Source organism: Sporosarcina sp. NCCP-2331 (assembly GCF_023707945.1).
Taxonomy (GTDB): Bacteria; Bacillota; Bacilli; order Bacillales_A; family Planococcaceae; genus Sporosarcina; species Sporosarcina cascadiensis.
In genome coordinates this window covers 76,226-87,306 of sequence record NZ_BRCD01000018.1, presented here as the reverse complement: position 1 = coordinate 87,306, position 11,081 = coordinate 76,226, and the positions used below count along the sequence as shown (strand labels likewise).

At 44.7% G+C, this 11,081-nt stretch carries 9 protein-coding genes; 1 reads left to right on the top strand and 8 read right to left on the bottom strand.

Features of this window, described 5'->3' with window-relative positions:
- The 7 genes from NCCP2331_RS11690 to hutU (NCCP2331_RS11660) all read right to left on the bottom strand — a co-directional run.
- Positions 1 to 222 (bottom strand): helix-turn-helix domain-containing protein (locus NCCP2331_RS11690; RefSeq protein WP_376776821.1); only part of this gene is annotated, 222 nt, incomplete at its 3' end.
- Between the two features lie 223 nt (positions 223 to 445).
- A complete protein-coding gene (locus tag NCCP2331_RS11685; RefSeq protein WP_251670861.1) occupies positions 446 to 964 on the bottom strand; it encodes a DUF421 domain-containing protein in 519 nt (172 codons plus the stop codon).
- A gap of 391 nt (positions 965 to 1,355) precedes the next feature.
- The gene (hutU, locus tag NCCP2331_RS11680; RefSeq protein ID WP_251670859.1) at positions 1,356 to 3,029 is read right to left on the bottom strand and encodes a urocanate hydratase; all 1,674 of its coding nucleotides are present in this window, start codon (positions 3,027 to 3,029) and stop codon (positions 1,356 to 1,358) included.
- Between the two features lie 15 nt (positions 3,030 to 3,044).
- Entirely contained in the window at positions 3,045 to 4,184 is a 1,140-nt protein-coding gene (locus NCCP2331_RS11675) for an acyl-CoA dehydrogenase family protein (protein WP_251670852.1), read from the bottom strand.
- A gap of 10 nt (positions 4,185 to 4,194) precedes the next feature.
- Positions 4,195 to 5,337 (bottom strand): CaiB/BaiF CoA transferase family protein, encoded by a 1,143-nt coding sequence (locus NCCP2331_RS11670; protein WP_251670850.1) that lies wholly within the window; start codon positions 5,335 to 5,337, stop codon positions 4,195 to 4,197.
- Between the two features lie 216 nt (positions 5,338 to 5,553).
- Positions 5,554 to 7,140, bottom strand: coding sequence for a helix-turn-helix domain-containing protein (locus tag NCCP2331_RS11665; RefSeq protein ID WP_251670847.1), 1,587 nt, complete (start codon positions 7,138 to 7,140; stop codon positions 5,554 to 5,556).
- A gap of 7 nt (positions 7,141 to 7,147) precedes the next feature.
- Positions 7,148 to 8,788, bottom strand: a complete 1,641-nt coding sequence (hutU, locus tag NCCP2331_RS11660; protein ID WP_153722857.1) for a urocanate hydratase — start codon at positions 8,786 to 8,788, stop codon at positions 7,148 to 7,150.
- A gap of 412 nt (positions 8,789 to 9,200) precedes the next feature.
- On the opposite strand from hutU (NCCP2331_RS11660), the gene NCCP2331_RS11655 reads away from it, so the two are divergent.
- On the top strand, positions 9,201 to 10,091 hold the full coding sequence (locus tag NCCP2331_RS11655; RefSeq protein WP_153722856.1) for a LysR family transcriptional regulator: 891 nt from the start codon (positions 9,201 to 9,203) through the stop codon (positions 10,089 to 10,091).
- On the opposite strand, the gene NCCP2331_RS11650 is transcribed toward NCCP2331_RS11655, so the two are convergent.
- Positions 10,092 to 11,075: a C-terminal binding protein gene (locus tag NCCP2331_RS11650; RefSeq protein ID WP_251670846.1), complete on the bottom strand. Its 984-nt coding sequence runs from the start codon at positions 11,073 to 11,075 to the stop codon at positions 10,092 to 10,094.
- Positions 11,076 to 11,081 lie beyond the last annotated feature (6 nt).

The window sequence follows — 11,081 nt, the reverse complement described above, 5'->3', positions numbered from 1 at the left end:
AATTACGGTTTCATTCGAATTCACTAGTAAATTAGCCGCCACAGCCAATCGTCTATATCTAATGTACTCTCCTATCGTTTTTCCAGTTTCTTTCTTAAATACCCGCAACAAATGGAATTTGGAGTAACTTGTGAGCGCCGAAAAATAATCTAATCCCAAGTCTTCCAGCAGATGCTGCTCGATATAGGAAATTACAGATTGAGTCACTTTGCTATATTGCATCTCCACCACCTCATTTCCATCATACCTGACTTTCTCACTCCGTTTTTGATGCAAATTGCTAAGGTTTTCTAATAATTCTTCATCGGGGGGGAACAACAGGCCAGAACACCCAATCAGTATAAATTAATCAAAAAAGCACTTCCCTTGAGTAGCAGGAGGTGCTTTTGTTGAATAACTTCAGATGTTTTGTTCTCTGTCGAAATCTATTTTATTAAATTTTACGTCAACACTCTTTATCATTACTACTGCTATCTCGTAAGATTTGCAAATCTCCTTTCGTCGCCGTCTGATAATCTTTCTTCAATTGAATCGTCACCGCACCGTCCATCTCCAAATACGCCCGCTGAATTTCATCCATCGAAAAAACTCCCTGTTTGCGCAGCGCATGTTCCAACTCACGTTTGTCGATGCGGTTCTTCCGCATGGTTTCCCTATCCGGCTGTCCGTCTTTGATCAGGAGTTCTCTTTCACCTGTAATGATGACCTCAATTTTGTCGGATTTATACATAAAATAATCAAACAGCATCTTAATCAGGCACCAGCCCAGCAGTGTCAGCAGCACGGTATACCACTTAACCTCCGTATCATACAGACCGTTCCCGACAATTTCCGAAAGCAAGATGCTCCAAATAAAATCGATCGATGTCAGGTTGGAAACTCCCTTCGCACCTGTCATCTTCATACAAAATACCAACGCTAAAAAACCACTGACCAATTTAAGTCCAATCAACCAGGCTTCCATGATATCTTCCCTCTCCGAAACTACTTTGTTTTACTTAGTTAGTTTCCCGTAATTCGGCAGGTTGAATCATGAAAATAACGGTAAATTAAGGATTCACACTATTTGTCGGTCTTCAAATGTTTGATTTGCTGACCCTATGAGCGAAACCTGCAGTTATGATCACCGACCTGTAAACGGGATGGCCTCACACTAAAAAAGCCATGCAGGAAGTCATTAGAAAATACGCACACAGCCCTTATCTTTAATTAGCTAGAATATCATATACGTCTTACTCCTATAAAGTACAGTTGCCTGTATTTATTTAGTACTTTCAATCAATGAAAATAAAGCGTCGGCTCTTTAGAAGAGCTGACGCTTTATTTTTATGCTATCCGCCTTTTTGCAGCAGCAATTACTTATTCTTCTTTTTCATCGGGATATGAACATGACGCTCTTCCGCTACTTCAATCGCACGGGAATAGCCGGCATCTGCGTGACGGATGACCCCCATACCCGGATCTGAAACGAGTACGCGCTTAATCTTTTCAGCTGCCTCATCTGATCCATCAGCCACCAGTACCTGACCTGCATGGATGGAGTAGCCCATTCCAACACCGCCGCCGTGGTGCAGACTTACCCAGCTCGCTCCGCCGCTTGTATTCACAAGTGCATTCAGGATCGGCCAGTCAGCCACTGCATCACTGCCGTCTTTCATGGATTCTGTTTCACGGTTCGGCGACGCGACCGATCCGCTGTCTAAGTGGTCGCGGCCAAAGACGATCGGCGCACTGATTTCTCCGCTTGCCACCATTTCATTCACTTTAAGCGCGAATTTATGGCGCTCTCCGTATCCAAGCCAGCAAATACGTGCAGGAAGTCCCTGCCATGCCACCATTTCCTGCGCCATATCAATCCAGTTTGTCAGCACTTCGTTATTGCTGAACATTTCCTTCGCCAGTTTATCTGTCTTGTAGATGTCTTCCGGATCGCCTGACAGCGCCACCCAGCGGAACGGTCCGTTACCTTCACAGAACAATGGACGCAGATAAGCCGGGACGAATCCTGGGAAATCAAACGCATTCTCTACTCCTTGTTCTTTCGCATAATGACGGATATTATTTCCATAATCAAATGTTTCCGCTCCGGCTTTTTGCAGGGCTAGCATCGCTTCCACATGCTTCGCCATTGTCTCTAAAGACAATTTCTCATACTGATCCGGGTTTTCTTTGCGAAGCTTCAAAGCTTCTTCGTATGTCATGCCGTTCGGCACATAGCCGTTTCTCGGGTCATGCGCACTTGTCTGGTCCGTTACAATATCGGGAACAATTCCGCGGTCTGCAATTTCCTGATAGACATCTGCGCAGTTTCCGACAAGACCGATCGATCCCGGCTCGCCTTTATCCGTAAGTTCTTTCACTTTCGCCAATGCTTCATCTAGATCCTCATAGATAAAGTCACAGTAGCGTTCTTTAATTTTCCGCTCGATGCGATTTTTATCTACTTCCACGACCAGAATCACTGCTTTCGCCATCTTTCCTGCCAATGGCTGCGCGCCGCTCATTCCGCCCATACCGCCTGTTAAAATGAATTTCCCAGTCAGGTCCGGACTGCCGAATACTTTCTTTCCTGCTTCGACAAAGCTCAGATAGGTTCCCTGAAGAATTCCCTGTGCACCGATATAGATCCAGCTGCCCGCCGTCATCTGTCCATACATCATGAGTCCTTCTTTATCGAGTTTATTGAAGTTCTCCCAGTTTGCATATGCCGGCACTAAGTTGGAATTGGCGATGAGTACGCGCGGGGAATTTTCAAATGTCCGGAACTTGCCGACCGGCTTGCCTGATTGGATCAGCAACGTTTCATCGTTCTCCAATTCCTTCAGCTCTTCAATGATGGCATGATAGCTTTCCCAGTTGCGCGCAGCTTTTCCGATTCCGCCGTATACGACGAGCTCGTCCGGATTTTCTGCTACTTCCGGGTCTAGGTTATTCATGATCATCCGCATAGCAGCTTCCTGCGTCCAGCCTTTACAAGTCAATTCAGTTCCGCGCGGTGCACGGATATTTTTTAACGGTGTATTATTCAAATCAAACCACTCCTCTTATTTAGCTACATAGCTTGAAATAACCATTTTTTGAACTTGAGATGTTCCTTCGAAGATTTCCAGAATACGCTGGTCACGGTACAATCTTTCCACTTTGTATTCTTTCATATAGCCATAGCCGCCGTGAATTTGCACTGCTTTGTTGACTACACGATTGGAAGCTTCTGAAGTGATCAGTTTTGCGATAGAAGCTTCTTTAGACAGACGGTAACCTTTCTTATCTTTGAGGCTGGCAGAGTAGTAGGTGTACAGACGGCTGACAGCAACATCTGATTCCATTTCTGCCATCATCCATTGCAGTCCCTGATAGTTAGAGATTGATTTTCCAAATGCTTCACGCTCTTTTGCATAGTTGACAGTTTCGTCAAGCGCTGCTTGTGAAAGACCGACTGCCATAGCCGCAATTCCGATTCGTCCGCGGTCCACGACCGTCATGGCGATTTTGAAGCCGTCTCCTTCTTCGCCGACTAAATTTTCTTTCGGAATTCTGACGTTTTCGAAAATGACTTCATCTGTCTTCGCGCCGCGGATGCCCATTTTATCATCGCCTGCTCCGAATGACAGACCAGGCGTACCTTTTTCAACGATGAACGCACTGATGCCTTTTGTCCCTTTAGATATATCTGTTTTCGCATAGACAACCAGAGTATCAGCATATGCACCGTTAGTAATAAAAATTTTGGAGCCATTGATGACATACTCATCTCCATCAAGTTTTGCGTTCGTTTTCATTGATCCCACATCTGTTCCGCCGACCGGCTCTGTCAGACAAAAAGCGAATAATTTATCGCCCTGGCATCCAGGCACCAAATATTTTTCTCTCTGTTCTTTATTGGAAGCAAGATATAAACCGTCAATTCCTAAGTAGTGTGCAGTCAGGATAGAACCTGTCGCCGCACAGCCGTATGTGATTTCCTCGACAGCGATTGCTTCAGCAATTGCATCTGCACCTACCCCGCCATCCTCTTCCGGGTAAGCAATGCCGAGAAGACCGAGTTCAGCCATTTTGGGAATATGCTCTTCAGGGAAACGGTTTTCGCGGTCGATTTCTTCGGCTTTTGGTGCGATTACTTCCTTTGTAAAGTTTCTAACCATGTCACGTATGCTTTTTTGCTCATCTGTTAAGTCGAAATTCATTATTCTTCACTCACTTTTCAGTAGTTTTTTTAATCATATTGTTATGCTCACCTAACGCAGGACTTGGTGATTTTATTTGCACAGGCGTCGCCGACAGTTTTACCGGGTTACCTGGAATTCTTGTTTTCCCTGCTACAGGATGCTCTACATCAAGCAGCATTTCGCGTTCTTTTATATGATCAGATTCGCTGATTTCTGCAATATTTAAAATTGTGGAACAAGGGACGCCTGCCTGGCTGATTAAATCAACCGCTTCATCAGCTGTGTAGCCTGACAGCCATTCCTCAAGAATTACTTTAAGCTCCGCTTCGTTCTTTCCGCGCAGAATATCTGTTTTGAAACGCTCATCTTCCAATAACTCTTCCTTTCCCATTACACTGCATAGCTTGACGAATAAAGGTTCATTTGCTGTCGCAATCACGATACTGCCTTCTTTCGTTTCAAAGACATCGAACGGCGCGCTGATCGGGTGACGGCTTCCTATACGCTCAGGAATCACGCCTTCGGATGTATAGCGCATGACGTTGTGCTCGAGCAGAGAGAAAATCGTATCGACCATTGCAACGTCGATCGCCTGGCCAATACCCGTACGCTCGCGGTGGAATAATGCCACCATAATACCGTATGCCGCATAAAGCGCCGCACTCATATCACCAAGGGAAGCACCTGAGCGGGTCGGCGGATTGTCAGGATGACCTGTAATACTTGCGATTCCGCCCATCGCCTGAGCAACCAGATCGTATGCGGGACGCTTTTTCAGCGGTCCGTATTGTCCGAATCCGGAAATAGAGCAATAGATTAAACCTTCGTTGACTTCTTTCAGCGTCTCATAACCCAGTCCGAGATTTTCCATTACACCAGGACGGAAGTTTTCGACGATTACGTCAGCATCTTTAATGAGTTCCATTAAGCTCTCACGGTCATCAGAATCTTTCAAATTCATTTCGATACTCTTCTTGCCGCGGTTTAAAAACATGAAGTAACCGCTCTCTCCATTTTGGAAAGGGCCGAAATGACGCGTGTCATCCCCCAGTTCAGGACGCTCAATTTTTATGACTTCAGCTCCCATATCGGAGAGCATCATCGTACAATAGGGGCCTGCCAGAACCCTCGAAAAGTCCAATACCTTTATTCCTTCTAATGGTTGATTCAATATTATCCGACCTCATTTCCAGCGCGTAATAAAAGCGCTTTCATTACCTTATTTCTACTTTATCAAAAGGTGGATTTTTTCACAGTAGAAAATTATACGATAAAGTACACTTATCTACTGTTGTTTTGTATACTTTTCAATCTTGGGTTTTCTGCAACAAAAAGAGTTATGCAATGAGTCACATTTAAAGGACTTTTTGCATAACTCTTCTTTTATTCAGTATTTAGTGGATAGCACACTGTTCCGATATGCAGTTGGCGTCATGTCTACATGATTTTTAAATACCCTGCTGAAATACTGTGAGGAACTGTAACCAACAGATTCAGCGACCTCATAAATTGTCATATTCAAGTCTTCTAATAGATGCTTGGCTTTCTTCATCCGTCGTTCGGTCAGATAGTAGCTGAATGAACTGCCAGTCGTCTGTTTAAAAATGGCACTGACGTAGTTCGGGCTTAATTCCACTTGCGCCGCCACTGTTTCAAGTCCAATATCTTCGTGATAATGATCTTCAATGAATTGCAGGATTCCCTTTACTGACTTCAAGGACTGTTCATTATGTCCTTCGTCGACTTGCTCGCTATATTCCGTAATGATGGTCTTTACGCAAGCATCAATTTCAGCAAGTGTTTCTAATTCATGTAATTCTTTTGCATGCTTAATTTGCAGCGGCATCATATTTTTCGGACTGGCTCCATTTTGAATTGCGGATTTTGACAGCGAAAACAACAGGTCTAGAACTTGCAGACGGAATTCCTCCGGTTCAATATGAACATGAGACGCAATCGAACAATAAACATCTTCCCACTGCTGACGAACGCCATCCAGATCGCCCAATGAAAATTTCTCCGTTATCGATTGAATTTGCATTTTGTAGTCATAGTATTCCGTTGTCTCAAAGTAATCCAGGTCTTCTATATGAATAATCGAATTCTCGGTTGAAAATAGACGGTATGCCTGTGCTTGCTTACTCTCTTGATAAGAAAGATGCAAATTACGCGCATCTTCAAAGTAATTGCCTATACCAATAGTGACGGTATAATCTGTTTTCCGATTAATTTCTGCACGGATTTTTTCTGCATACTCAATCGAGAGTGCTTTATAATTCGCTTCGTCTACCTGCACAGGCAGCGCAAGCAGAATCGCATACTTCTCTTCCGTCACGAGTACTTTCAACGATTCATAATGTAAATGAGTTTCGCGGATTGCCTGGAGCACTTCTTCTCTCAGCGCATTCTTCCACAGTTCGCCTTTATTTTCCACCAGCCAAGAAAAGTGGTCAATACTTAAGAGAAGAACGGTATTTGGGATGAGAGACAGCTCTGCCAGTTTACTGCGCTCCCAAATCTCTTTCGCATTTTTACTATTGCCGTACAGCAGATCGTACGCGAGACATTCCCGTATAGACCGCAGCATATAAGCCGTATCTCTTTTCTTTTGTCTTCTCTCTCTCTTCAGGTCAGCCCCCGCTTTCATTAGAACCGGCAGCAATTTTTCGGGATCAGCACAAGTTTCTAAGGTATCCAGACAGTCATAAGCGCCGGCTTTTATCAATTGTTTCATTTCATTAAATGAAAAGGTGTCCTTCAGAAATATGATTTTCAGCTGTACGTTTTCCTGCAGTATAGAGGTAAATGTCCCTCTATACTCCACCTCTTCATCCAATGAAATATCGGCAATCAGTAAATCCAGGGCGCGAATCATCTCTGTTTCTTTCAGGCTCGGGATCCATATCACCTGAAATCCCTCTGCTGATAAAATCTGAAATAAAGCTTCATGATGATAGACCCCTACAGTGATCATCGTGTAATCACCCCTTTTTCATCTTAATTTTATCGAGTGCCGTCTGTGCCTCTTCGTATCCAGCATCTGCATGCCTGATTATGCTCATGCCTGGGTCCACGACTAATACCTTTTTCAAACGGTCGGACGCGTCTTCACTACCATCCGCTATGACCGTCATGCCCGAGTGAACAGAGTTTCCGATCCCGACGCCCCCGCCATTTTGAATACTGACCATCGAAGCACCTGCACTGGCATTTAACATGGCGTTTAAAATAGGCCAGTCTGCCACTGTATCACTGCCATCCATCATATTTTCTGTCTCTCTGAACGGCGCCGCCATTGTGCTGCCTTCGGAATGATCGCGCGTAATCGCAACGGGTGCAGACAGCTCGCCGGAACGCACCATTTCATTGATGATGACACCCACCCGCTCCCGTTCTTCATAATCAAGCCAGCAAGTGCGGGCCGGCAAGCCGTAGAAATAAATCTTTTCCTGCACATATTGAATCCAGCGCGACACCCTATGATCATGCGCAAACTCTTCCAAGATCATGTCGTCAATTTTATAGATATCATTCGGATCACCCGACAGCGCAATCCAACGGCAAGGCCCCCGTCCCTCACAGTAGTGGGAGCGCAAGTATTCGGAAGCAAAGCCCGGAAATTCAAAAGCCCGTTCGTACCCCGCTTCATATGCTTGTTTCCGCAAATTATTTCCATATTCAAAAACGATGGCTCCACGTTCTTTAAACGTTACCATCGCCCGAACGTGAGGAATCAGCGAATCCTTCACCAACTTCAAATAGTGATCCAGATTTTTCTTGCGAAGCGCTTTCGACTGTTCCATATCCAGACCGCTCGGAATATAGCCCACCTGAAGATCATGCACAGAAGTCTGATCGGTTACGATATCCGGAATAAAATCCAGTTTCAGTGCTTCCCGATAGCGGTCCGCCACATTGCCGGACAGTGCAATCGCCAATGGCTTCTTCGCTTTTGCCGCTTGCTGCGCTAGCCGGATCGCTTCTTCCAAGGAATCCACTTTAATATCACAGTAATTATTTTTCAGACGCTGATTGATTTTATCTTCAGAAATTTCTACGACAATACATACTCCGCCGTGCATTGTGACAGACAGCGGCTGGGCTGCGCTCATCCCACCAAGTCCTGACGTCAGCACGATTCTGCCCTGCAAGGTGTCGTCAAAATGCCTCTTGGCAATTTCACCCATTGTTTCAAATGTTCCTTGCAGCACTCCCTGGACGCCAATGTATGCCCAGGATGCAGCAGTTGATTGACCGTACATCGTCAGACCTTTTTCATTCAATTTGTCAAATGCTTTGTCTGTTGACCAATGAGGAACCAATACCGAGGAAGCATTGACGATTCGCGGAGAATGAGGAAAGGACGGAAACTTTCCTACCGGCTTGCCTGATTGAATAAGCAAGGTTTCAGTCGGCGACAGTTGTTTCAGTTCACGAATGATCGCTTCTACTGATTCATGATTTCTGGCCGCTTTTCCTCTGCCGCCATATACAATTAGGTCTTTGCTGCTTTCAGCAACGCGCGGATCCAGGCTGTTTAAAAACAGACGCAGCAATCCTTCAATCTCCCAATTTTTACAGCTGATTTCCGTACCTGTCGGAGAAATTAATACGTTTGGCATCTGTAGAACTCCTTTGTCATTCTCTATTTTCATTAGTATATTATAGCTTTTTACCGAGCAGTGAAGTTACTATAACTAATTCCACACTCAGTGCAATATGACATACTTTCTCTATACCAGCAAAGGCGCAATTGCGGGGTCGGCCGTTGCCATGAGACAACTGGCGTGGTCTTCCCCAGCTGGCTCATGGCGTAAGGCAATCTCCAAGCCCCGAAGCGAGTTTAAACTGCAAACACATACTACGTTTAAACCACCCGCAAGGTCGAGATACGGAACCCGTACGAACTAAATTCATACAAAAAAGAACTGCAGCATGAGATAACTTAATCATACAACGAACATGTGCTGAAATCGCTTCTTTTGGATGTGCTATACTGATGGGAAGAATAATTGCAAAGCGGAGGGTTGTCAGATGGATCATCGTTCATTAGTTTATTTCACGACGCTTATCGAAGAAGGAAGCTTTACCCAGGCAGCGAAGGCACTTTTCATCTCGCAGCCGTCTTTAAGCTCTGCCATTAAAAAGTTTGAAGACACAGTCGGACTTAAATTGATTGACCGGAGTACGAGAAATATCTCTTTGACAAAAGAAGGAGAGATTATGTATGAAGAAGCGAAAAAATTACTCAGCCACTTTAATTACTTTCAAAAAGAAGCCATCCGTCTAAAAGAAGACGGACCGCTTGAGCTGCATATCGGCTTAATCGAATCTGTACGATTTTGGCTGCCAAAGCTGCTCGCCTCCTATAGCACGATTCATCCGGATATTCATATCAAATTACTTGAAGTGCTGGGATTCGCTCAAGTGGAAGCTGCCTTGAAAAATTATCAGATTCACCTGGCGATTACTAATCAGCTTTTTGAAAGCGAAGAAATCGAAATGAGCCCGATCTATACAGAGAGACTGGTCGCTTTATTACCCCAAGGACATCCTCTTCAGCATACGGAACATCTCTCCATTAGTGATCTAAAGGGCGAGGAATTCATTATCTGCAAAGAGGGATTCCAGACACGCAACGATATTCTGAATGAATTCCGGAAGTCCGGTATTAAACCTACTATTCATTTTGAGATTGAGCGGTTCGAAACAGCATGCGCCTTAGTAGAAGAAGGTCTCGGCATCACGATTGTTCCAGAGAACTATCTGCGGAAACCAGACCATCCTTCACTGACGGTAAAGAAACTGACCAACAGCAATCTTTCACGGACTGTCTATATTGCTTATATGAAAAACCGCTATCTGCCGCCGGTCATAGAAGAGTTCATTGAAACGACAAAAGAGTTTTTCAAAGATATTTCCTGATCAGCTTGTGCGTTCAGGCATCACATTCTGAACAAATTCTGGTGTTTCGCCCCGGATTGCACGGATGACATTCAAACTGGTACGAGATCGAAGTTCGTACTCGGATTCTTCAGATACATAAGAAGAATGCGGTGTAACAAACACTTCTTCCATATGAAGAAGCTCCTGATCTCTGCCAGGCGGTTCTTCCGTCAATACATCAAGACCCGCACCCGCAAGATGACCTTCTTTCATCACTTTCACCAATGCGTCTTCCTGGATAATCGCCCCTCGGCACGTATTAATGAGGATGGAGCCTTCTTTCAATTGTTTTAATCTGTCGTAATTAAGCAATCCTTCCGTTTCATCAGTCAGCGGAACGTGCAAGCTCAAAATATCCGATCTCTCCAGCAGTTCATCGAGCGTTACGGACTCCACGCTATATTCAGTAAACGCATCTTTCGGCACAAACTCATCGTGCGCAATTACGTTTATACCAAACACTTGGAATTTCCTAGCCACTTCTTTAGCGATGCGGCCAAAGCCGAGCAGTCCGACTGTTCTTCCCTTAAGACGTTTGATCGGCAGTGTATCAAGCGGATTCCAGGCAAAACTTTTCACTTGCTCGTTATAGGCACGCAGTCTCCTCGCTACAGACAATGACAAGGCAATGGTATGGTCGGACACTTCTCCGATACAGTAATCCGCCATATTCGTTACGTATATTCCTTTATCGCAGGCAGCGTCCAAATCAATATGATTAAAGCCTACTCCAGAAGCAGCAATGATTTTACAGTTCTCCAGTTCAGAGATAATATCTGCGCCGCATGGAAAACCGATTTGCGCTACAATACCGTCCGCATATTTTCCAAACGTTTCAAAATCCTCTTTTACAGTGTCACTTCTCGTCACTTTATATTCAATATCGTGATCGTCGTAAATCTCCTTCTCCACATCATGCGCAAACCATTCATCATCTAAAATCCATACCTTCTGCTTTGTCATAGTCCA